Source organism: Kaistella sp. (assembly GCF_041824135.1).
Classification (GTDB): domain Bacteria; phylum Bacteroidota; class Bacteroidia; order Flavobacteriales; family Weeksellaceae; genus Kaistella.
In genome coordinates, this window is the sequence record NZ_JBGZYM010000035.1 from 45,959 (window position 1) to 69,482 (window position 23,524).

Consider the following 23,524-nt stretch of genomic DNA (forward strand, 5'->3'; position numbering starts at 1 on the left):
ATGAAATTAATTGACAATATAAACACCCGCCTAATTGATGATCTAAAAGAAAGCATTGGTAAAAAAAGCAAACTTTCTATTGCCGCTTCTTCGTTTTCTATATATGCTTTTGAGGCCTTGCGGAAAGAATTACAGAATGTCGAAGAACTGCGTTTTATATTTACGTCGCCAACTTTCTTGCAGGAAAATTTCAAAAAAGAAGTGCCAAAATTCTTTATTCCACATTTGTTTAAAGAAGCAGATTTATGTGGTGGTGAATTTGAGTTGCGCTTACGTAATCAATTAACACAACGTGCCATCGCCCAAGAATGTAGCCAATGGGTAAGGGATAAGGTGATTTTCAAATCGAACAAACAGACAAATTATCCTTTATCGGGAATGATTCATTCAGAGAATAAAGATGAGTCTTCTTATGCGTGGACAAATGTCAATAGTTTCACTACAGCAGATTTAGGAATTACACCCAAAAAAGGATTTCCTACTTTAATTCAGAAAACAGATTTCCCAAATGCAAAAGCTTATCTAGAGTATTTTAATCAAGTTTGGGAAGACGATGAAAATTTGGAGGAAGTCACCGCAAAAGTCCAGCAATATTTCGAAAAAGCATTTAAAGATAATAGTCCAGAATTTATCTATTTCATTACGCTTTACAATATTTTTAATGATTTTTTAGATGATCTTAGTTTGGATAATCTTCCGGATGATCGTGTAGGTTTTAAAGATACGGTAGTTTGGAATAAACTCTTTAATTTTCAAAAAGATGCTGTTATTGGTGCGATAAATAAATTAGAAAAATACAAAGGTTGCATCTTGGCGGACAGTGTGGGATTGGGAAAGACCTTTTCCGCTTTGGGCGTTATCAAATATTATGAGATGCGTAATAAAGATGTTTTGGTGCTTTGTCCCAAAAAATTGGAAGCCAACTGGAACACATTCCGCCACAACGATAAAACCAATATGTTGGCGAAAGACCGTTTCAATTATGATGTTTTGTTTCACACCGATTTATCTCGTGAATCGGGAATGAGCAATGGTCGAAATCTTGCCAACGTGAATTGGGGAAATTATGGATTGGTGGTAATTGATGAATCGCATAATTTCAGAAATGCAGGATTGACGTATTCAGATAAAGAAAATCGCTATCAGTCACTAATCCGAAAAGTGATGCGAGAAGGCATCGAAACAAAAGTACTGATGCTCTCTGCAACGCCAGTAAATAATCGTTTCAATGATTTAAAAAATCAATTGGCATTGGCTTATGAAGGCGATGCAGCATTGATTGATGAAAAACTAGATACTAATAACGGTATTGATGTCATTTTTAAAAGAGCACAGTCGGCTTTTAATACCTGGTCGAAAATGGAAATCGAGGATCGTACCACTGAGAAATTATTGGATCTTATTGATTTTGATTTCTTTGAAATATTAGATTCACTAACCATTGCCCGCTCCCGAAAACATATCACTACCTATTATGACACGAGCGATATTGGTAAATTCCCAACCCGCAATAAACCTGTTTCATTAGCTTGTGCATTGACAGAAAATGATTCAGTTACGTATAATGAAATAGCTGAACTTTTAGGTCTTTTGAACTTATCTGTTTACACCCCTTTAAAATATATTTTGCCAAGCCAATTTGGAAAATATGCTGAGAAATATGATAAGCAAACAAAAGGAGGAAAGCTAACCCAGATAGATAGAGAATCGAGTTTGAAAAACTTATTGCGTATCAATTTATTGAAACGGATTGAAAGCTCTATAGATTCCTTTAGAATCACGGCCAATGGTATTTTATCACAAATCGAGCAAACCATAAAAACCATCACCAAAGATGGAATAGAAAACATCTCTAGTATTCAATTCGATATGCAGGATGAAAATTTTGATTGGGATGCGAATTGGGGCGATGAAGAAAATGTAATCGGTAAAAAAGTGAAAGTACATTTGGCTGATTTAGATCGTCGCCAATGGAAAGAAGATTTAGAAGAAGATTTAGCGGTTTTAAGTCAATTGATGGAAAAGGTGAATCAAATTTCTCCACTTTTGGATCATAAGTTGCAAAAATTAATAGACACTATTACACATAAAATTCAAAATCCTTTAAATCCTGGCAACAAAAAAGTTATTGTATTTACTGCTTTTGCTGATACCGCCAATTATTTATACGAAAATGTAAGCAAACATTTCAAAGAGAAAAATAGCATACATTCTACCATAATAACAGGTTCAAGAAGAGAGGCAACAACCAAAACTATTCCTACTGAACTCAATGCATTATTAACGTGTTTTTCGCCGAAATCCAAAGACAAGGATTTGTTGTTTCCAAACATAAATGAAGAAATTGATATACTTATTGCTACAGACTGTATTTCTGAAGGACAAAATCTACAGGATTGTGATTACCTGATTAATTACGATATTCACTGGAATCCAGTTCGCATCATTCAGCGTTTCGGTAGAATTGATAGAATTGGGTCTAAGAATGATTCTATTACATTGGTCAATTTTTGGCCAGATATTACCTTGGATAATTACATCAACTTAAAGCAGCGAGTGGAAGATCGAATGTTGATTTCAGATTTATCAGGAACAGCAGACGATAATATTCTGAAAGAAAATCAAAAAGATTTAGAATACCGTAAACTTCAATTACAAAAATTGCAAGATGAAGTAACAGATTTAGAAGATTTGCGTGAGGGAATCGATATTACCGATTTAGGATTGAATGATTTCAGAATTGACTTGTCTAATTACATCAAACAATATGGTGAATTGACCGATATTCCCGAAGGCATTCACGCTGTAGTTCAGTCAACCGAACTTTTAAAACCAGGGGTAATTTATGTGTTGAAAAATATTAATGAGCATATTAATATCAATAAGTTGAACCGTTTGCATCCGTATTATCTAGTTTATATCGATCAAAACGGAAAGTTATTATTTAACCATATCGATTCAAAGAAAGTTTTGGACGCCATGCGAATGTTGAGTAAAGGTGTTCAAGAACCTATCATTTCTTTGTGCGAACAAATCAATAAGGAAACCGACGATTATCACAATATGTCTGTGTATTCGGAATTGCTTAAAAAATCTATTGGAACGATATTACAAACAGAAGAAGAAAAAGTAATTCATAGTTTGTTTCAATCAGGCGGAACAAACGTGATGAAAGACAAGTTCAAAGGCATTGAAGATTTTAAGTTGATTTCGTTTTTAATTGTAAAAGAATGAACATATTTAATTTGCCCAAAACGACGTCGGTAGAAAAAGTCATTCCAAAAAATGCTTTTGATTCTTACACCAATGCTAAGCAGAAAAAGCAAATTAGTGATTGCGTTTCGAAAATTACTTGGTCACATAAGTTGTCTACTGATACTACTAATTTACAATCAAAAGAAATAATAGAAATTCAAGTATTCAATATTGAACTAAAAGAAAAAGTTGAAATTAAATCTATTCTGTCAATTATTGATAAAGCGATTCCGTATTTAATAATTTTTGTAATTAGGTATAGCAGTTTTATTTATATTTCTACATCCCCAAAACACTCTAATCCCCATAATGAAAATACATCTGTTATAGATTATACGTTTTCATCTGATTGGTTTGAAGAAAATAAAAATACTTTTCATATTGAACTAAAGAATAACCTTGATTTTGTATATAAAACTTTTTGTGAGCAGTTTAATTCTTCTAAAGTATTAGTAAAGAATATTAAGGAACTAGTGTCAAATCAAAAAGATGTTGACAATTATAACAAAGAAATACAAAATCTTAAGTCTGCTATTTTAAAATGTAAGCAGTTTAGCAAAAAGGTAGAACTGAATATGAAGTTAAAGGATTTGGAAAATAAATCAAACTGAAGTTATTATGTATATATCATCTTTAAAACTCTGGAATTTTAGAAAATATGGCTCTTTGAAAACTTTGGAAATTTTAAAGCCAGATCTTATTGTTTCCTTTAACAAAGGCATGAACATTCTTATAGGAGAAAATGATTCAGGAAAATCAGCTATTATTGATGCTATTAAGTTAGTTTTAAAAACGCATGCATACGAATGGATTAAAGTAGAAGAAACTGATTTTTTTAGTAATGGTAATGAAATTTCCGAAACGTTAAGAATTGAAATTGAGTTTTCAGGAATTTCTAACCTAGAAGCTTCAAATTTTATCGAATGGTGTGGTTGGAGTAAAGAAGAAGAAAATAGACCTAAGCTAATTCTTATTTACCAAGCGCAATTTAAGGATGGTAAAATAATTCCTACAGATGTCAGAGCAGGAATGGATGGACATGGTAATCTATTAACTGCTGAAGCTAAAGAATATTTAAAATGCACCTATTTGAAAGCGCTTCGAGATGCAGATTCTGAATTAACAGCTAAAAAGAACTCAAGATTATCTCAAATTCTGAAAGAACATAAAGAATTCAAAACCAAAAATGGAAAAGGTTTACATGAATTTGAAGAATTATTTGATAAAACTAGTAAAGAAATTAAAGATAAATTTAAAGATGAAAATTTAGGTTATAACACGAATATAAAAAAAGTAGTTGATGACTTTGTAAGATCATTTATTGGAAATGGGTCAGAGTCCTCTTTTGATTTAGGTTCTACTAAAATAAATAATATTCTCGAAAAAATATCTCTTGGGATAGTTGATGCAAATAATTTGGGATTAGGAACAATGAACCGCTTATTTATGGCCGCCGAATTACTACATCTTAAAAAAGCAAATTGGAACGGATTGAAATTATGCATGATTGAGGAACTGGAAGCTCATTTGCATCCTCAGGCGCAATTGAAAATAGTAAATAGATTAAAGCTAGAACCAGATTTACAATATATTCTTACTACCCACAGTCCAAATATTACTTCACAGGCAGATCTGAAAGACATGATTATTTGCAAAAACAATCAAATATATCCCTTAGGTGAAGGAAAAACTAAATTAGAAGAAGATAATTATAAATATTTAAAACGATTTCTAGATGTTACCAAAAGCAATCTTTTCTTTTCCAAAGGAAATATAATTGTTGAAGGTTGGTCAGAGGAGATAATAATACCAGTCTTAGCAAGTAAACTAGGTTATGATTTAACTAAAAATGAAATATCAGTTATAAATGTAGCCTCTACAGCCTATCTACATTTTGCGAAAATATTTCTTAGAGCAGATGAAACTAAAATGAATGTACGTGTTTCTGTAGTTACTGATTTAGATAATAGACCTGATGAAAATGGTATATTCAAAGAAGAAACTGACGAGGATGAGCGGGTGAAAACAAAGCAAAATAATTTACAAAAGTTAAAATTATCATTTCTAAAAACAGATATTAATTTAGAAATTGCAAAGGAGTGGACATTAGAATGGTGTCTATATAAATCTTGTTTATCAGATCTCTTTAAAGAAGCTATTGCGAAAGTACATTCTGGTACCAATGAATTTAAAACTGATGAAGATGGTAAGTACAAAAAGACTTTTGAGGAAAAATTTATAAGAAAATTATTGAAAAAAGAAGGGACTTCACCCATTGATAAAGTCGCTGTCGCAATTGTGTTTGCCGAATTACTAGAAGAGAATACTATAATATCAAAAAAACATATTGAACAAGATCCTTATTTATTCTATTTAGTTAATTCTATTAAACATGTTTGTGGTTATGAAAATTAATCCGGATCATATAAGAGAAGCAGAAGGAATTTTAATTGGAGGAGCCGAATTTGATCCTGAAAGAATTGAATTCATTAATTTTATGGATACCGTAGATTTACTTGCTGTTCCTGGTAGCGGAAAAACTACAGCACTGTTAGCTAAGTTATATTGTATGGCAAAACAAATGCCTTTCCCTGACAATGCGGGAATATTGGTTTTAGCTCATACTAATCATGCAATACAAGAAATAGAAAAAGTACTCAAACCCATTTGTCCTCAATTATTTTCCTATCCTAATTTTGTTGGAACGGTGCAAAGTTTTGCTAATAAATTCATTGCAAATCAAGCCAATTTTGACTTATATGGAAGTTATATCAGAAAGAACGATGATGAAATTTCGGAAAATGAGTTGCTCAATGAATTCTATAAAATAGGATATACTTCGAAACTGAATGGATTTATATTTAATCAAATATATTCACAATATTCAAAAATTAAAGTCGAAGATTTAGAAAAAAATTGTGCATTAAGCAAATCAGAAGCTAAACAGCAATTAATATTATTAAAAAAAAATAAAATTCTTAATAAAAATGGTACTTGTAATTATTCAGAATTAAAGAAAATTAGTAGCGGGGATATTGATATAGTAAAGACTTTTTTAAGATTCATTCATAATTTTGCAATTAACAAAGTAAAAGATGAAAAGCAAACCTATTGTTTAAGGTATAATATTGATTTTAATAATAGAAAATTTAAATCTAAATCAGGTGATTTGAGTTTCGATTCTAATTCCGGTAAAGAACTATTAGGTTATTTTGAAGAAGCTTTAAAAAAGGGTATCCTAAGATTTCGTGATTCATTTTCAATTGCACAATATTATATAGGAATACAAAAAGTGCTAATTGAGATATTACAAAATAGATTTCATTATGTCTTTATTGATGAAATGCAAGATTTAGATCAGGATCAAGTTAATTTGGTGGACGATATTTTTTTTAGTGGAAATTCTAGAACGGTAATTCAAAGAATTGGGGATAAGAATCAGGCTATTTATTCTAGTAAATCCTTAGGAGGCGAAGTAGTTTGGAAAACTAGATATGAAATAGATGCGGAAAAATTTGAGAGAAATCTCAGTCTAAATAATTCACATAGACTAACACCAACCATAGCTAAACTTATAGATGGTTTTGTATTAAATCGCGATGAAGGCTATGAAGTCGTAGGAACGTCTGGAAATACGGATATAGCACCTTATCTTTTGGTTTATAATGATGAAGGTGATGCTAATAAACTAAAAGAAAAATTCATTGAACTTAGAAAATATCATCAACTAGAACAAAATGCTAAGAATTTAGGACATGGATTTCATATTGTTGGATGGACTACCGATAAAGATGAAGGATCTAATAAGTGGTACTTAAGAAAGTTATACCCAGAATATTCAAAAGAATCTAAACAAAACAAAGACGATTTTAATTGTTTACGAAAATATGTATTTTTATTTGATCAAGATAAAAACACTTTTGAATCTATTAGAAAATCCATCTTAAATGGAATAATTAGGGTTTTAAGAATTGAACAAATTTATTTCGATTCAGATTCTAAAAAACATTTTAGGAAATCTAGTTTCATTCAATTGGTGAAAAATAAAGGAGATGAATTTTATCAAGATTTCAAACAGAAATTATTTAATTGGTGTTTTTCTATAATCACTCTAAAAAATTATGAAGAAATTTTTATAGAGTTTTCTGATTATGTGACGAATGACTTAATTGATATAATTTCAGATTTTAAAGTTCTAAAATCAACTGATTTTATTAAAAGGCCGTTTGATTTTATTGTTTCAGATTTACAAATTAAAAACAATCAAGAACAAAATCAATTAGAAATTAAACTAGGTTCAGTTCATTCTGTAAAAGGTCAAACCCATTGTGCTACAATGTATGTTGAAACAGATTATTATTTCTGTGAAACATCAAAATTAAATGTCATGATCGAATCAGGTACTAAGAATAAAGAACCTGTCTATGGAAATAATCCATTGTTTTTTCAAGAACAGAATTTTTCTCATCTAGGTAAAGTTAGGTCAAATGAAACATTAAAAATGATGTATGTCGGTTTTTCAAGACCAACTCATTTATTATGTTTTGCTGTGAGGAAACTAAATGTTGGAAAGGATATTCAGAAATATAAGAACTCTGGATGGGATGTTCGATTTATTTAAATTATTGCGCGGTGTATTTAATAGGTAAATTTGCTTTACAATAACCAATTTGCATAAAATACACCCAGGCCTTCTTCAAAACTTGTGTAAAAAAGATACAGTAACCTGCGTAAAATAGATGTTGGATATTTTTAAACCTACGTAAATTAGCACAAAGTAAAATTATGCACCTGCGTAAAATAAATACAAGCACCTGCATAAAATAGATACAGGATAATTCAAACTTGCGTAAAATAGTACAAAGTAAACCTTCACACCTGAGTAAATTAGTTACACTTTCTTTCCAAAATCTGCGTAAACCGAATACTACACCTGCGTAAATTAACTACAAGTAACGCATCTACCTGCGTAAATTAAACCCCACCTTTCATTCTTTCTCTTTTAAAAGCAAATTCAAGTATTTCTATTTGAATATCAATACCTTACCCTTCCTCAATCCAGCCTTTTCAGAGTTCTGAAAAAATAACGGATAGATCTAGCAAGATGTGTCTTTGTACCCACAAACTTTTCAAGTTTTGGTTACTAAGACGATCTTGCCTTTTTTGCAAAAAGGAGAAAAAACTTCGGAACTCGTTTTTCTTTTTTATGGAAATTTTAGTTGAAGAATCCAGATTACTCCAGATTACTATTATTTACACTTTCTAACGCTCCAAATTACTCCAAATTAGTAGTTTTTACTCCAAAGCGCTGATATACTGTTGTTTTGCAAGGCTTGATTTTTCAATTTTGTCCCGAAATATTTAATGTAAATAGATGAAAAAATTGATTTATCTCCTCCTATCTTTTCTAACGGTTTCTATTCAAGCGCAAGTAGGTATCAATACCCAAACACCAGAAACCACATTTGAAGTTGTAGGAAAACCAGCTGATGTAACCCATTTTGATGGTATAATTCCTCCACGAATAACAGGTGATCAACTTGCAGCAAAAATATATACTACCTCAAAAAAGGGTGCGATTGTTTTTGCAACTTCAGCTGCCAATAATCTGTCTGGCCAAGTGATTAACGTTAGTGAAGCCGGACCCTATTATTTTGATGGTAATATTTGGCAAGCTTATTTAAAACAGTTTCAGCCAGTTGAATACAGGATTGTATTATCTTTTGATCCGAACAGTACTTCGGGATTAGCTTCAACTTCTACTTGGTCTGCACCAGTTAATTATTACGGTAATACCAATTCATATTTAACAGCATCTAAAACATATAGTATTGGAACAAAAAATTTCGCAGGTCTAAAAGGGGCTGTAACTTTTAGAAAAATTCATGGGATAGTCAACGTTCATTTTCAAATTTTTCGATCATCAGATTCAGCACCAATTGTGAGCAATGCGTTTATTGGAATTGCGGACATCTATAGAGATATCGGATATATTCCAAATCAGATCGTATTGCTTCATACAGAAAATTCCACGCAATTCTTTCCAGCACTTTTAGAAAATTACGCTCTGCAAATTCCAATTTCTTCTTTAAATCAAATGTCCACGAACTATTATACTTATGGAGAAGTACAGGGCTATTCGAACTGGGTAAAACCATATCTGCCGTGACGTAAAAAAACTTTTAAACGCAAACACAAATGATGAGTTTGAATTTTAATGAACGAAAATGGTCAAGGAAGATTTAATAAAAATAAGAATAGAAAAATTTAAAAAAGAGGATTGGAAAAAATTCTGTTTAGATAAAAATATTTCTCTCACCAGTTTAATTGTTAATTCTGTCGAAGGAAAAATTTTAGAAAATGACAGACGACAGATCATAGCGTTCATTGAAAAACAAGACAATCTATTTGTGAAAATAGAAACCAACATCAACCAAGTTGCAAAAATCGTGAATGGGCAGAAATTTATAGGTGAGATAGAATTGAAGAATTTTTCAAATCAACTTTCAGAAATAGCAATTATTAAAAAAAAGCAGAATGAAATGTTTGAGAAATTATATTCAATGCTCACAAAATGATTGTTAAAATCATGAATGCAGCAGGTTCAAGTTTTCCAGGAGTGCATTATAATGATAAGAAAATCAACAGTGGGTCAGGAGAATTAATGTTGATGAAAAACTTTCCGTCTTTCATTAATGAAGCGAGCGATAAACAACAAGTGAGAGATTATTTACGTGCGATTTCGGTTGGAAATAAAAAAGTGATAAAACCACAATTTCATGCGATGATTTCGACAAAATTTCAGGAGCATAGCAAAGAAGAGCTCACCGAAATTGCCGAAAATTTTATGGAAAAAATGGGTTACGGCAAGCAACCATTTACTGTAGTTTTTCATAATGACACCGATCATAATCATGTTCATATCGTTTCGACCAGAGTAGATAAAACAAGTGGCAAAAAAATAAATGATAGCTACGAGAAACTGAAATCTCAAAAAGCATTAATTAAAATTTTAGAAAAATTATACGCTACAAAACCTGAAGAGGAACTCAATAAATTATTGAATTACAAAATCAGCACACTCAGTCAATTAGAAACTTTACTCCAAAGAAGCGGATTTAAACTGGTCAAAAATAAACAAGAGGCAAATGCCTTTGACATTTTAAAAAACGGCGTAAAACTGAAAAGCATAAACGGCAACCAAATTATTTTCGATAACCAGAAAAATGACAATAGGAGAAATCAAATCAAGGCTATTTTGATAAAATATAAAGAAATCTATTCCAATAAAGTATTTAAAGTAGAAGACCGAAGAAGGCAAAATTCTATGCTTCCAGAGGAGAAAAAAAATAAAAGTGATAATCATTCAAAAATAAAAATAGAGTTTGAAAGCGAACTGCAGAAAAGGCTCAAAGACATTTTCGGGATTGATATTGTGTTTCATCAAAAAGAAGGTTTTGAGCCATTTGGTTACACTTTAATCGACCATGAAACAGGCAAAGTTTATAAAGGAAGTGAGGTTTTGAAAATGAATGAATTGTTTGAATTCAGATCTGAAAAATTAGATAAAAAGCTATTTGAAATTCTGAAAGATTATAATGTTCCCAACCAAGAATCCAAAAAGATTCTGTTGGAATTTTTAAAAATAAAATATCCGAAAGCAGCAATAAAAGACTTCATGATTTTTGAAAACCGGGGAAAGAAAGAATTGGACACCTATAGAAAAATTCAAAATGAAGTCAAGAATTTTATTAGAACTCAAAAAGGAAAAAATAGCAATGATCCTATTTCTATCATTAAAAGTGAAGATGGAAAATTATATGCAGTTCATACCCAGCTCCATTATATCGGAGAATTGAGGTCGTTGATTGGAGAAAATGGTTATGAAATATTTTTAAAAAGCGAAAACAGTTCAGACAAAAATGAAATTACAGAGGCATTAGACGAAATGCTATTTGAATTTATGAAAAGCACTTCAACAGCAAAAGATCCGGCAGAAGACGAACTAAAAAAGAAACGAAAAAGAAGAAAATAAATGATAATCACTTTTGCAACCCAGAAAGGCGGAACAGGAAAAACCACATTGGCAATTGCTTTTGCGAATTACCTTTCAGGAATTTCAGAGCGTAAACTCAATGTTTTCGATTTTGATTTTCAAAAGTCATTTTACCACAAGTGGAAAGAAGATGAAATCTTGGATATTCCAAAATTGTATGAAGTAGAAATCATAGGAGAAAATGATACACAAGCGTTTCCAGACTTAGAAACTATTATTGGATTGAGAGATAATGACGAAATCAATTTGTTCGATTTGGCGGGAACACTGGATGTAAAGTACAGCGATTTATTGATTTACAGCAATTTTATCATCATCCCTTTTGAATATTCTGATGTCTCTGTAAAATCGACTTTGGTTTTTGTGAACGTATTAGGACAGATAGAAAGTCAGGCAGATCGCATTTTTATTCGCTCCAAATACGATAAAAGTTTTAAATATTTAAACCAAGAAGGAATGGATGCAGAATTAAATAGATATGGAAAACTTCTAAAATCGCCAGTTTTTAAGAGAAACTGCTTGCAAATAATTGATACCAGAAAACTGACTTATGAGCAAAAATACGCAGTAAGAGATCCATTTAATGAAATAATATGCCACGTCAATGAAACCTTGGATACCACTATATAACCCGTTAATTCACTACATCTCAGTAGAAAAAATTTTGAATATGACCACATTTTTAATCATTCTCATTGCACTTTACACCCTTTATTATGTAGGAAATATCATTTATGATCTCTTTCTAAAAACCCAATCTACTGTAAAAACAAACGACAATGAAATATTTTCATTAGCAGAGTTCGAAGAAGAAAACAGAAGCGAAGTGAAAACGGTTGGTATTGAAGATGTCGAAAACTTAACCACACCAAAATCTTTCTACATAAAGCAATTTCCAATAGAAATAGTAAAGTCAGAAGAAAGACAAGATATAGATGATTATAGAAGGCGATTTGAATCTGAACAAAATATAGATTCTTTCGATGAAAAAACATGGCTCGAACAACCTGAAAAAATAATTGAAGAAGTTGAAGAGAATTTAGAAAATGAATTTGAAGAAGAACTTCATAATGAAGAAGTCAATCAGCTTGAAAATATAGAAGAACACCTATTAAAAATTGAAAAAGCAAGCAATAATTACTGGGAGAATGTTCTAAATATTGCCACAAGTTCTGTGCAATTGGTACAAAACCTAAACGGACACAAAGTGTATCACAGCACCTTAAATAGGTAAACAAATTTAACCCTTAATATTTTTAAACATGATGAATCAAGAATTCAAAAAACACAAAATGATGAAACGATTGCTAACAGCATTTGTAGTCCTTTTATCTGTAAGTCCAGCTTTTGCACAATCTGGTGGTAGTGCGGCTTTAGGAGCAGCAGCAACTACCATTTCGGGTTACATTACCGATTTGGGATTGCTAATCTACGCCATCGGTGCAATTGTAGGAACAGTCGGTGGAATTAGGATTTACAACAAATGGACAAATGGCGACCAAGACATCAACAAAGAAATTGTTGGTTGGGGTGGAGCTTGTATTTTCCTTTTGTTGGTTCCAACATTTATCGCGGCGATATTCTAATGGGATATTTCCTTTATAAGGGGTTGAAAAAGCCCCTTATTTTTTTCGGATTGAAAGATAAATACATTTATTACGCAATGGGTTCAGCAGTTGGCGGAATCGTAATTGTCGCCATACTCTCATCAATATTCGGAATTTTCGGAATGATCATCGGCGCTGCACTTGGAGGAACTGGAGTTTTTCTAAGTTACAAAACACAAGATTCGAAAGGGCTTTACAATAAGACGAAAAACGAAGAAGAGCTGCACATCATTCCACCAAAATTCAAAATTAGTAAAAATTCAAAACTAAAATCTAAGTACTAATTTCTAAAATCTTCCCATGCATTTAAAGAAAAAAACATTTGAAATTCCTTTTATCGGTTATGATTATGGCAAAAGTCACGATTGGAATTTTGATGTGCTTATCGGGCAGTTTGGAAATCCGATTATCGGTATTAAAATTAAAAATATTGTAGAGCAATATTCAGCAGATCCCGATGCTTACTTAAATTTTCACACAGTTTTGAATCAAGTTGTCGCAATTATTGGCGAAAATCATATCGTTCAGAAAGTAGATATTTTCAGTAGAAAACGATACACCGCAGAAAATGCTAATGAATTTTTACAGCAAAAATATTCCGAACATTTTGACGGGCGATTATTTAAAACCATAGATACGCTTCTATTATTCACAGATATTGTTGATCAAAATACCAAGAAAACTAAATACATTTTTTCTGAAAAGGACTATAAAAAATTAAGAGATAAATGTCTGAAAATTTTCATGCTTTTATCTCAAAACGAGTGCGAACCAGAATTTTTAAAAGAAAAAGATTTTGAACATTACTTGAGTGGAATTTTATCAATGAATTTTGCAGAAACACCCACTTTTGATAATATTAAAGCCACAAATGAACACCTTGTTATTGGAAACAGATTCGTGAAAACCATCAGTTTTGTGGATGTAGAAAAAATCGAATTGCCTTCTGAAATTGAGACTTATTCCTATTTAGGTGGAAATGGTTCGGCTTCAGAAACTGCGGTAGATAATTTTTCATTTATCAATGAATTGGAGGAATATAAAACCATCGTTTACAATCAAATTATTTCCATTCCCCATCAAGCTTCAAAGCAACGAGAATTAGATAAAAAGAAAAAAAAGCATGAAGGAGTAGCGAATAATTCTCCTTCAAATGCCATTGTAGCAGAAGAAATAGAAGAACTACTACACAATATTGCAATGGACGGACAACTTATTGTTGATGCCCATTTTTCAATCTCTTACTCGGCAGATTCTTTAGAAAAAATGGAAGAAATTCAATCTCTGATTGAAAATAAACTCTTTATGAAAGGGATTATCGTTTCACAAAATTCTTATAATCAATTAGAACTTTTTCGATGTTGTCTTCCCGGAAATGCCGTGGAACTAAAGAGTTATGATTTATTTACAACGACAAGCGAAGCTGCCTTGTGTTTTTTTTTTAAAGAAAGTTACCCAGTAAATGAAGAATCAAATTTCTATTTAAGATTTACCGATAGACAAGGCGTTCCCTTGAAAATTGATCCATCAGATTTACCCATGAAAACAGGAAGAATAAATAACCGAAACAAGTTTGTATTGGGTCCATCTGGATCGGGAAAATCCTTTTTGATGAATAATATTATCGAACAATATCTGACTTATAATTATGATGTTGTAATCGTAGATACAGGAGATTCTTATTCCGGACTTTGTGCGTATAAAGGCGGAAGATACATTCAATACACTGAAGAAAAACCTATAACAATGAATCCTTTTTTAATGGATAAAGAAGAGTTCAATATTGAAAAAATTGAGTTTTTGACCAACCTTATTTTTTTGATTTGGCAAGGAGCAGATGTAGCAATGAGTTCTACGCAAAAATCTATTTTAGATAATGTGTTGATGTCGTATTACCATCAGTTTTTTAATGGTGGAACTAATTGGTTTGATGAAAAAAGTTCTGAAGAATTATTTCAGTATTTACGCAAGTACAATATCCACGAAGAAGATATTCATGCCGAATACGAAAACGAAATCAGAGAAAACCAAACCTACTATGACATTTTACAAATTGCGTTTGATGCTTCTACAGAAACCATTCGAGAAAAAGGCAGAAAGATGATTAGTTTTTATCATCCCGACAAAAATATTAATAATCCGGATTATGATCCAACCAAATTTTATCAGGTTTTTGAAGCTTATGAAACTTTAACTGATGAAACAAAAAGAAAAGTGTACAATGAAACACAACTAATTCTTACCAAAGCAAAATCTGTAATAAAAAGACCAGAAAACACCAGAGAATGGAATGAAGCTATTAAAAGTGCACTCATTAAAAAAATAGTTCAGCTTGAAGAAAAATTAAAAGTTCAAGAACTTGCCTTTAATAGTTTCTATGATTATTGCGATCAATTTCTGCCAATTTATTTGAACAACAAAAAGCATAAAATTGATGAAACCGAATTTAAACTTCGCACTTTTTTATTCGTTTTAAAAGATTTTTACAAAGGTGGAAGATATGGAACAACTTTGAATGAAAATGCAGACAATACTTTGTTTGACGAACCTTTCATCGTATTTGAAATTGATAATGTAAAAGACAATCCGAAATTATTTCCAATCGTAACCCTAATAATTATGGATACGTTTATCCAGAAAATGCGTTTGCGGAAAGACCGTAGAAAAGCATTGATTATAGAAGAAGCTTGGAAAGCAATCGCTTCAAAACTAATGGGAGGATACATTCTCTATCTCTATAAAACTGTAAGAAAATTCTGGGGAGAGGCAGTTGTAGTAACACAGGAATTGGATGACATTATCGGAAATACAGTGGTAAAGGATTCAATCATTAATAATTCCGACACTTTTATATTGCTCGACCAAACTAAATTCAAAGATAATTTTGATAAAATATCATCACTTCTTTCACTCAATAAAGTAGAGCAAAACAAGATTTTCACCATCAATAATCTCAACAATAAATTCGGAAGAAGCAGATTCAAAGAATTTTATTTAAAGCGAGGATCAAAAGGAGAAGTCTATGGAAATGAAGTTTCCTTAGAGCAATATTTAACCTACACCACCGAAAAACCAGAGAAAATTGCTATTGAATATTATGTGCATCAATTGGATAATTATGATGAAGCACTTCAATTATTCATCAGAGATTTCCAAAAACTCGATGATAAAATGGAAAATATGGTTGGCTTGGTTAATCTTTACAAACAGCCGCTGGATGAAAAGGTCATCAATTATTACCAAAAGACAAAAAATGAAAATAAAGAACACAATGTGTTCAAAATCATAGGTCAAGAAATGCAGGACAGAGGATTAAATTTAAAAGAACTCATTAACTCAAAATCTTACGAATATGAAAAAATTTAGCATTATTCTATTGGTTATAGTTGGGAATTTCGTTGTTGCACAAAACACCTACATCGATGTAACCACGACGCTTGCGTTGAAATTATATTCTGATAATCTTGAGAATCAGCAGGAAAAAACAATCACCCAACAAACAAAATTGCAACAAGCGCAAACTTGGGTCGGAACTCAAATGGTAGTTGCCAACAATATTCAAAATAAAGTTCTAAAAGGTTTGAATGAAGTTTCTGGAACACTGAAAAATGGTGTTCAAGTGATTGATATTTATAACGAATTGGATCGTTGTTTACAGTATTCAAGTGATATTGTAACGCTCACAAGTAACAAACCACAATATGCAGTATTTGGCGTAAAAGCTTCTCAAAAAGCATACGAGCAAGTGATAAAATTAACAACTGATGTCACCGATTTATTAAAACCTGGAGAATTAAATCTTGCAACTGCAGGAGATCGTTACAAATTACTTTTTGCAGTTTCTCAAAATGTAACCATGCTGAAAATCTGGTTGCTTGCAACAAAATTAAATATCGAAAGAGCCATAAGATTAGGATGGTTTCAGTCTATCAATCCATTTCAAGGTTATATTAATACCGATATGAGCATTGTTCAAAACATCATGTGGACGTATAATAATAGATTTTAATCTAAATACAAGCAAAATGAAAAATAGAATTATTCTTTCAGTGCTGCTTCCAACAGTTTATGTTTTAATCACTTCATCTGGTGGAAATCCAACGCCACCTTGGGAAAAAGAAAATGTTTCATTTCCGATGATGAATCAGGAGATTCGACATACCATGCAAGAAAATGAGCGACAAAAAACCATGAAAAATTGGCAAAATACCAATCTAGCAACCGAAGTGGTTAATAAAAAACAATGGGAAAAATTTAAGGAAACCACGACTAAAATTCAAGACCGATTAAGGATTGTAGATTTTGCAATGCAGGCGATTCCAACAGGATATGCCATTTTTTTAGAAAGTCAAAAAATACAAGATATACAGTCAAAAATTATTACAGAAATCCAAACTGCACCTTATTCACTCGTAGTTGTTTTGCCTGCAGAAATCAAATTTGTAGATGATATGCAAATGATTGTGAGATTATTAACTGGAATTGTGCTTTCCTATGGAGCAATCAACCAAATGGAAAAAGCAGAACGAAAAATTTTGCTCGAATATGCTTTAGGAGAAGTCGTAAATCTTCGCAGAGATTCCCTTTTTATGCTCATGAAAATAAGAGATATCAAGCGAAAAGTAGAGTGGACAAAATTTGTAGTTCTCAATTATATTAACAAGGATAAGCAGATTGTAGAATCAATTATGAGTCATTTTTAAAGCTAAAAATTGAAAACACAAATTCAATCATACCACGATAAAATTAATTAAAATGTTCAAAAAATTATTATTTCCATCACTACTAATATTCGGCGGAATGGCTTCTGTAGAAGCGCAAACTGTGGTGCTGAACGATAAATTATTAACACAATTGACCAAAAATCAAGGAGTTCGATTGGCGAGCAATGAATCATTTTTAAATTCATACGAAAAGCAGAAAAAATTATACGATGACATCAATCAAAAAATTGCACAAGTTGTAGCGATACAAGAATTCATCTATGATAAATTAACCAATATCAATTCCGCGATTATGCAGGGAAAACAGTTGTATTATTTATCACAAACTTTTGGACAAATTGGAGTGAATGCCAATGATGTTCTCACACTTACGGCTCAATATCCGGAATATGCAATTTTACTAAATCGGTTTTATATCGCAGCAGCACAAGAACTCATCAAAATGCAAAGCGAACTTGTAAATGACATCCTTCACGAAGAAAATGATTTTCTGATGGATCCTTATGATCGGCAAGTACTCATTCAAAATTTATCTACGAAAGCACAAATGATTAATGGTTATTTAATCTGCATAAAAATTAGATTAAAAAATGCAAAAAAAATTCCATACATCTATCAAATCCCGACCATTAACACCTATGTAAACCTTGATAGAGCCATTGTGAAAGGCATTATGATTAAATATAAATTCATTTTTAATTAATACAATGATGAAAATTAATACAAAAAAAATCTTTCTGTTTATCGCTGTTTTTATGGGAAGCACTTTCAATTTCGGGCAAGTAAAAAAACTGAATGACCCTTCAATTGTTGCTCATAATAAGAGAATGGTGTTTGAATCTTGGGGAGATTTTCGTCCCTATCCTAAATACACATTGGGAATCCAGACCAATTTTGCTTACGCTACAGTTTGGGGATGGCTTTCACCATCTATCAATCAAAATTATAAAAACGGAGCAGACATTCGTCCTTTAAAACCAACAGGTTTAGAAGTTCAAAGATTTGCAGAACTGGAATTTCAAAGAGGTGAAGCAGAAAAAATTAAACTTCAAGTAGATACTTTATACACAAGAAATGTTCAAGATTTAGCTCATTGGACATCTGCAACAGTAGAAGCAGACCCCCTTTGGCTTTTGTATTACAAAAAAATGCTAAAACCCTTGAAAGACTTTCCAGATGATCCGCAGAATTTTATTCAATGGCAATTAAAAGATGATAAAACCTATCAAAATATGTTGATGAATGGTGGAATTACACAACTTGAAAAAGAACTAAATCTTTTGAAAGACAAATACAAAAACTCCAGAACATTAGATATGCCACGAGGAAAACGCTTTCTAATGTACCATGAGACATTAATTGGTTGGCGAAATTTCAAAGATCAATTGAGAGCTTTCGATAGGAAAAATTCCTTATTCCTCGATTATAAAAAACTCCTCACCAAATCAAAAATAAAAATAGAACCAGTTTGGAATTCAAATGATAAAGAGATCGCAATAAAATTCATGAATGAATACCACAATAAATATTAGAAAATGAATAAATACGTAACACTTACCATTTTACTGGTATTGGTTTTTTTGCCGACCATCGTTTTTGGGCAAACAGGAAGCACGGACGATTACAACAAGATACTGCAATTTTTGAAAGGCGATGGAGCATTTGAAAAATGGTTTATGGAAGCTTTTACAAAATTAGATACCACAATGGCAGCACAATCTGCGGGTGCTGTAATGCTCGGACAAGCCATTGGTGGATTTGGAGCATTGTGCTACATGGGATATTTAGGTTGGCAAATGCAGGAAGGAGCAAGACCTTGGGAAGTTACACCCATGATTCGACCTGTAATTATTGCCTTTATTTTAATGTATTGGGGAGCTTTTACGAGTATGATTCAATATCCACTGCAATCTTTGGCAGAGCCAGGAATTGCACTTTTTCAAGAAATTGAAAAGGACGCAAATGATTTGAGGGTAGAAAGATTTAAAAAGCAAAACCAAATTTTAGAAATTCTAATCAAGCAACAAGCTGAAGAAGAAGCTAAGCAAGAAACTTTGGACAAATTAGAAAAAAAGGCAGATGACAGTTGGTATGATGTAGATGTGGACAAATTATTGGCACCTGCAAGAGAATGGTATATGAAAATGGAGTTCAAAATTCAAAAAACATTATCAGAAATCATTGAAGGTATTTCTTTGACAATTCTTCGAGTTTGTACTTATTTAATCTTTTTTATCCAAAAAGTATGGAGTTATGTATTGATCATCTTGGGACCGATTGCCGTCGGAATGTCACTAATACCCGGATTTGAAAATTCTTTTAGCAATTGGGTAACGAAATTCATCAATATTAATCTTTACACTTTTATCACTTATACCATTATCAATATTGGTCAACAGCTCATAATGTCGGGTTACCAAATGGAATTAGATCGCTATGCTTTGATGATTGATTCTGGAGGAGTTGCAGATATGAACACCCTTCGGGTTTATGTGCAAAATAGTGGAATGATGTACACCGCACTTTTTCCTTGTGTTGCCTATATCGTTACAGGAATCGGAATTTTAATGGTTCCATCTATTGCAGATTCTATTGTTTCCGCAGGCGGAGCAGGAATTATGAGCAAAGGAAAAGCAGCCGGAGGAACAGTTGCAAGTGCAGGAAAAGCCGTGGGAAGAACTGCAACAGCAGCAGCTGCAGGTGGCGTTGCAGGAGCAGTAGTTGCGGCAAAAGAAATTGCAAAAGCCGTCGGCAAAATGAATAATAAATAATCCCAATCCGAAATTTAATTAATAAAAATTCTTATTAAAATGCTTGTTAAAAATATAGAACAAAAAATAAAAATCAATAAAGTGGTGTCGATTTCATCAATACTTTTTGCAGTGTTGATTGTCATAGCAGGATTTGCATTTGCGTACAAATTGATTCAAGATTCTCGAAAATCATTGTATGTGATAGATAATGGCGTTCCCATTTTGGTAAAGCAAACTGATGAATTACTAAACAGACCAGTAGAATATCGCTCGCAAATTGAACTCTTTCACAGATTGTTTTTTACGCTTGCTCCGGATGATAGCTACATAAAAGAAAATGTTGAAAAATCTCTTTACCTGATTGATGATAGTGGAAAAAAAGAATACACGAATTTAAGAGAAAAAGGATTTTATAATCAGATTATTTCAGGAAACTCTTTGGTTACTATTCGTACAGATTCTATAAAAACTGACCTTCCAAATAAGAAATTTATCTATTACGGAACTCAAATGATTAATCGAAAAACTTCACTAATCATTCGAAAATTAATTACTGAAGGGAATTTTGAAGACATCATCAGAAGTCCGAATAATCCACATGGCGTTCTCTTGAGAAATTGGAGAATTTTAGATAATAGCGAACTATCTAACAAATCTAAATCACATTTTTAAACATGAATCATTACACTCAAATTAAAGCTCAAGTCTTACAGTTAAAGGATTGGATTATCAAACATCCGAAGCGATTTTATAAATATATAATGCTGATTCTCATTGTTTCTTTTGGCTTAATCTTCATTCAATATTATTATTATTTCACGCCAAAAATCCCCATTAATAATATCCCAAATATCTATTCAGAAAGTGATGAAGTAAAATCTGAAATGAACATGAATGAAAGTAAAATGGAAAATGTTGTGAATGAATTGCAACAATTAAAAGCTAAAAGGGAAAATGGTCCTTTAACCAAAAACGACAGTCTCAGAATAGAATATTTGTTCAACCAATACCAAAAATTAAAAAATGGACATTAAAAAAATAAATTTTAAACAGCCAAAATATATCTTCCCGTTAATTCTTTTGCCAATCATTCTTTTTCTTGGTTTTCAGACTACAAAATTTATGGGTAAAGAAGAGCAACCGACAGAAGTTTCACAGGATTTATCTCTTAATCTGGGCGGAACACAAGATTCTATTCTCTCGAAAAATGCTGCCTACGATCAACTTTTCGAAAAAGGAGATGGAAGATCCATGCTGGATGGAATCGACAAAGAGGAAGATAGTTTGCAAAATTATTCTGATAATCTGGATTACTCACAAAAAAGATATATCGATTCGCTAAAAACAGTTCGAGCACTACAAAATGGAAGTTCAACTGATTTAGGAAAAGCCAGTTATTACAAGCAAAGCAATCAAAAAACTTCTGATGAAAAAGATTTTCAACGATCTGCAGAAATGATAAGAATGTTGAATGATAAAAGCAATGGAAATACAGGACAGCCAAATAATTATTCCGATTCTCAAATGAGTTCAAGTGCTAAGCAAACAGAAACCGATCCAGTAAAAATGTTGCGACAGCAAGTTTTGATGATGGATTCCTTAGAAAAAGCGAAAGACCCAGAATACCAATCAGCTCTTGCTTCGGAAAACAAATTAAAGAAGAACAAAGAAAAAATGGCAGCTTTTCTAAATTCTACGCTTCGTGTTGATAAATCTTCGCTCAATCCGAGTTTTAATTCCATTTCAAAAAAGAAAAAAGACAATTTCATAAAAGCCGTAATTGATGAAAATAACAAAGGTTATCTCGGAAGCAGAATACGTTTTCGACTTTTAGAAGACATCAATGTCGGAAAGCATAAAATCTCAAAAGGAGCAATTTTATATGGTCAAATTTCAGGATTTTCTTTGCAAAGGGTGAATTTGAATGTAGTTTCAATATTAAATAATGGTGAAATTCTGCCTATCAATCTTTCTGTATTTGATATGGACGGAATGCAAGGATTGTACGTTCCACAAAGTGATTTTCGAGAAATGCTTCGGGAAATGGGAAGCAATTCTGTACAAGGAACTCAAATGGATAGCGGTGGAGAAAGTTTTTTTACCAGTCTTTTTTCCAGTTTGTTTAGTTCCACTTCCAAAACCATTTCTAATATGATCCGACAGAACAAAGCAAAACTGAAATACAACTCTTACATATTCCTTATCAACGACAAAGAACTTAAAAAATAAAAATAAAATGAAAAAAACGACTACAAATACACTAAAAATTTTCCTTTCAAGCTTCACATTTTTTTCAGTAATGATGATTAATGCTCAAACAGAAAAACCTGAAAATCGGGTAAATAATCTTACCAAATTAGAAATTTCTGATGGCGTAAGTCTTCACATCATTTCTCCAGAACCTATTCAGTTTGTGGATTTATCAACTGGAAATCTAACTGGAGATTTACCCGCAGAAAATATTGCAAGAATAAAAATTACCGATACTTCTGAAACAGATTCTATTTCAATTCAGAAAAAAATTGATAAAAATAATTTAGGAATAATTACGGTTGTTTGTCAATCTTTCATGGCACAATACAAAGTGAATTATTTAGATTTCAAGAGCAATTCCGTGGCTAATATTCAAATTCAACCCGAAGATATGCAACCACTTGAATACCCTAAAATGGCATTTTCTAATACGGAACTACTGCAATTTTCACTTGATATTTTGAAAAAAAAGAAAGTTGGAAATCCTATTCGAGAAGTGAAAGATTTTAAACTTACCATGCAAATCAACAATGTTTATGTGGTAAATGATTACATCTTTTTAGATATGACGTTTCTGAATTCCACCAATTTAGGCTACGATATCGATGCGATAAAATTCTCTGTGGAAGACAAGAAAATTTATAAAGCAACCAATAATCAAAGCATTACACTCGAACCAGTTTATCAATTATACCATCAAAAACAGTTCAAGAAAAACTACCGGAATATTTACGTTTTCAAAAAATTCACTTTTCCGAATAGTAAAGTTTTCAAAATTCGACTTTTAGAAGAGCAATTATCTGGAAGAGTATTAGAAATGAAAGTGAAGTATTCGGATATTTTAAATGCAGATACATTTTAGTCTCAAATCTCAAA

At 31.8% G+C, this 23,524-nt stretch carries 21 protein-coding genes; all 21 read left to right on the forward strand.

All coding sequences use genetic code 11. The features are described 5' to 3' along the window. The 21 genes from ACEYOS_RS04140 (at position 1) to traN (ending at position 23,510) form a co-directional block, all read left to right on the forward strand. The gene (locus ACEYOS_RS04140) at positions 1–3,234 is read left to right on the forward strand and encodes a helicase-related protein (RefSeq protein ID WP_373709209.1); all 3,234 of its coding nucleotides are present in this window, start codon (positions 1–3) and stop codon (positions 3,232–3,234) included. Further along, on the forward strand, positions 3,231–3,866 hold the full coding sequence (locus tag ACEYOS_RS04145; RefSeq protein ID WP_373709208.1) for a DUF4391 domain-containing protein: 636 nt from the start codon (positions 3,231–3,233) through the stop codon (positions 3,864–3,866). Before ACEYOS_RS04140 ends, ACEYOS_RS04145 begins: the two co-directional genes overlap by 4 nt. A gap of 7 nt (positions 3,867–3,873) precedes the next feature. Then, positions 3,874–5,670: an ATP-dependent endonuclease gene (locus ACEYOS_RS04150; protein WP_373709207.1), complete on the forward strand. Its 1,797-nt coding sequence runs from the start codon at positions 3,874–3,876 to the stop codon at positions 5,668–5,670. Continuing rightward, entirely contained in the window at positions 5,660–7,876 is a 2,217-nt protein-coding gene (locus ACEYOS_RS04155; protein ID WP_373709206.1) for a UvrD-helicase domain-containing protein, read from the forward strand. The genes ACEYOS_RS04150 and ACEYOS_RS04155 overlap by 11 nt, the downstream gene beginning before the upstream one ends. A gap of 753 nt (positions 7,877–8,629) precedes the next feature. After that, a complete protein-coding gene (locus ACEYOS_RS04160; protein ID WP_373709205.1) occupies positions 8,630–9,424 on the forward strand; it encodes a hypothetical protein in 795 nt (264 codons plus the stop codon). A gap of 58 nt (positions 9,425–9,482) precedes the next feature. Beyond that, positions 9,483–9,833, forward strand: a complete 351-nt coding sequence (locus ACEYOS_RS04165; protein WP_373709204.1) for a hypothetical protein — start codon at positions 9,483–9,485, stop codon at positions 9,831–9,833. Further along, positions 9,830–11,290, forward strand: coding sequence for a relaxase/mobilization nuclease domain-containing protein (locus ACEYOS_RS04170; RefSeq protein WP_373709203.1), 1,461 nt, complete (start codon positions 9,830–9,832; stop codon positions 11,288–11,290). Before ACEYOS_RS04165 ends, ACEYOS_RS04170 begins: the two co-directional genes overlap by 4 nt. Next, the gene (locus tag ACEYOS_RS04175; RefSeq protein ID WP_373709202.1) at positions 11,291–11,941 is read left to right on the forward strand and encodes a ParA family protein; all 651 of its coding nucleotides are present in this window, start codon (positions 11,291–11,293) and stop codon (positions 11,939–11,941) included. A 40-nt stretch (positions 11,942–11,981) separates the two neighbouring features. Further along, the gene (locus ACEYOS_RS04180) at positions 11,982–12,545 is read left to right on the forward strand and encodes a hypothetical protein (protein ID WP_373709201.1); all 564 of its coding nucleotides are present in this window, start codon (positions 11,982–11,984) and stop codon (positions 12,543–12,545) included. A 28-nt stretch (positions 12,546–12,573) separates the two neighbouring features. Continuing rightward, positions 12,574–12,897 carry a DUF4134 domain-containing protein gene (locus tag ACEYOS_RS04185; RefSeq protein ID WP_173779018.1) on the forward strand — a complete coding sequence of 108 codons (324 nt, stop codon included), beginning with the start codon at positions 12,574–12,576 and terminating at the stop codon, positions 12,895–12,897. Positions 12,898–12,947: 50 nt separating this feature from the next. Next, positions 12,948–13,202: a DUF4133 domain-containing protein gene (locus ACEYOS_RS04190; protein ID WP_373709200.1), complete on the forward strand. Its 255-nt coding sequence runs from the start codon at positions 12,948–12,950 to the stop codon at positions 13,200–13,202. A gap of 16 nt (positions 13,203–13,218) precedes the next feature. Continuing rightward, positions 13,219–16,284 (forward strand): TraG family conjugative transposon ATPase, encoded by a 3,066-nt coding sequence (locus ACEYOS_RS04195; protein WP_373739266.1) that lies wholly within the window; start codon positions 13,219–13,221, stop codon positions 16,282–16,284. Next, entirely contained in the window at positions 16,271–16,927 is a 657-nt protein-coding gene (locus ACEYOS_RS04200; protein ID WP_373709199.1) for a hypothetical protein, read from the forward strand. Before ACEYOS_RS04195 ends, ACEYOS_RS04200 begins: the two co-directional genes overlap by 14 nt. Before the next feature lie 16 nt (positions 16,928–16,943). Beyond that, complete coding sequence (locus ACEYOS_RS04205) at positions 16,944–17,621, forward strand: hypothetical protein (RefSeq protein WP_373709198.1); 678 nt, start codon at positions 16,944–16,946, stop codon at positions 17,619–17,621. 52 nt (positions 17,622–17,673) lie between these two features. Further along, a complete protein-coding gene (locus ACEYOS_RS04210; RefSeq protein WP_373709197.1) occupies positions 17,674–18,345 on the forward strand; it encodes a hypothetical protein in 672 nt (223 codons plus the stop codon). A 7-nt stretch (positions 18,346–18,352) separates the two neighbouring features. Then, a complete protein-coding gene (locus ACEYOS_RS04215) occupies positions 18,353–19,174 on the forward strand; it encodes a hypothetical protein (RefSeq protein WP_373739265.1) in 822 nt (273 codons plus the stop codon). A gap of 3 nt (positions 19,175–19,177) precedes the next feature. Next, complete coding sequence (locus tag ACEYOS_RS04220; protein WP_373709195.1) at positions 19,178–20,413, forward strand: hypothetical protein; 1,236 nt, start codon at positions 19,178–19,180, stop codon at positions 20,411–20,413. Positions 20,414–20,452: 39 nt separating this feature from the next. Continuing rightward, positions 20,453–21,067, forward strand: a complete 615-nt coding sequence (gene traK / locus ACEYOS_RS04225; protein WP_373709194.1) for a conjugative transposon protein TraK — start codon at positions 20,453–20,455, stop codon at positions 21,065–21,067. A 2-nt stretch (positions 21,068–21,069) separates the two neighbouring features. Then, positions 21,070–21,429 carry a hypothetical protein gene (locus ACEYOS_RS04230; protein ID WP_373709193.1) on the forward strand — a complete coding sequence of 120 codons (360 nt, stop codon included), beginning with the start codon at positions 21,070–21,072 and terminating at the stop codon, positions 21,427–21,429. Continuing rightward, positions 21,419–22,624 (forward strand): conjugative transposon protein TraM, encoded by a 1,206-nt coding sequence (traM, locus tag ACEYOS_RS04235; protein WP_373709192.1) that lies wholly within the window; start codon positions 21,419–21,421, stop codon positions 22,622–22,624. Before ACEYOS_RS04230 ends, traM begins: the two co-directional genes overlap by 11 nt. 7 nt (positions 22,625–22,631) lie before the next feature. Further along, complete coding sequence (gene traN, locus ACEYOS_RS04240) at positions 22,632–23,510, forward strand: conjugative transposon protein TraN (RefSeq protein WP_373709191.1); 879 nt, start codon at positions 22,632–22,634, stop codon at positions 23,508–23,510. Positions 23,511–23,524: the final 14 nt, after the last annotated feature.

Bases quoted from the DNA above. Each gene is read 5' to 3' on its own strand.
- ACEYOS_RS04175 (WP_373709202.1), top strand. From the start codon at position 11,291: ATGATAATCACTTTTGCAACCCAGAAAGGCGGAACAGGAAAAACCACA.
- ACEYOS_RS04145 (WP_373709208.1), top strand. From the start codon at position 3,231: ATGAACATATTTAATTTGCCCAAAACGACGTCGGTAGAAAAAGTCATT.
- ACEYOS_RS04170 (WP_373709203.1), top strand. From the start codon at position 9,830: ATGATTGTTAAAATCATGAATGCAGCAGGTTCAAGTTTTCCAGGAGTG.
- ACEYOS_RS04150 (WP_373709207.1), top strand. From the start codon at position 3,874: ATGTATATATCATCTTTAAAACTCTGGAATTTTAGAAAATATGGCTCT.
- ACEYOS_RS04205 (WP_373709198.1), top strand. From the start codon at position 16,944: ATGAAAAATAGAATTATTCTTTCAGTGCTGCTTCCAACAGTTTATGTT.
- ACEYOS_RS04160 (WP_373709205.1), top strand. From the start codon at position 8,630: ATGAAAAAATTGATTTATCTCCTCCTATCTTTTCTAACGGTTTCTATT.
- ACEYOS_RS04155 (WP_373709206.1), top strand. From the start codon at position 5,660: ATGAAAATTAATCCGGATCATATAAGAGAAGCAGAAGGAATTTTAATT.
- ACEYOS_RS04165 (WP_373709204.1), top strand. From the start codon at position 9,483: ATGGTCAAGGAAGATTTAATAAAAATAAGAATAGAAAAATTTAAAAAA.
- ACEYOS_RS04210 (WP_373709197.1), top strand. From the start codon at position 17,674: ATGTTCAAAAAATTATTATTTCCATCACTACTAATATTCGGCGGAATG.
- ACEYOS_RS04195 (WP_373739266.1), top strand. From the start codon at position 13,219: ATGCATTTAAAGAAAAAAACATTTGAAATTCCTTTTATCGGTTATGAT.
- ACEYOS_RS04230 (WP_373709193.1), top strand. From the start codon at position 21,070: ATGAATCATTACACTCAAATTAAAGCTCAAGTCTTACAGTTAAAGGAT.
- traM (WP_373709192.1), top strand. From the start codon at position 21,419: ATGGACATTAAAAAAATAAATTTTAAACAGCCAAAATATATCTTCCCG.
- ACEYOS_RS04200 (WP_373709199.1), top strand. From the start codon at position 16,271: ATGAAAAAATTTAGCATTATTCTATTGGTTATAGTTGGGAATTTCGTT.
- traN (WP_373709191.1), top strand. From the start codon at position 22,632: ATGAAAAAAACGACTACAAATACACTAAAAATTTTCCTTTCAAGCTTC.
- ACEYOS_RS04220 (WP_373709195.1), top strand. From the start codon at position 19,178: ATGAATAAATACGTAACACTTACCATTTTACTGGTATTGGTTTTTTTG.
- ACEYOS_RS04215 (WP_373739265.1), top strand. From the start codon at position 18,353: ATGAAAATTAATACAAAAAAAATCTTTCTGTTTATCGCTGTTTTTATG.
- ACEYOS_RS04180 (WP_373709201.1), top strand. From the start codon at position 11,982: ATGACCACATTTTTAATCATTCTCATTGCACTTTACACCCTTTATTAT.
- ACEYOS_RS04185 (WP_173779018.1), top strand. From the start codon at position 12,574: ATGATGAATCAAGAATTCAAAAAACACAAAATGATGAAACGATTGCTA.
- traK (WP_373709194.1), top strand. From the start codon at position 20,453: ATGCTTGTTAAAAATATAGAACAAAAAATAAAAATCAATAAAGTGGTG.
- ACEYOS_RS04140 (WP_373709209.1), top strand. From the start codon at position 1: ATGAAATTAATTGACAATATAAACACCCGCCTAATTGATGATCTAAAA.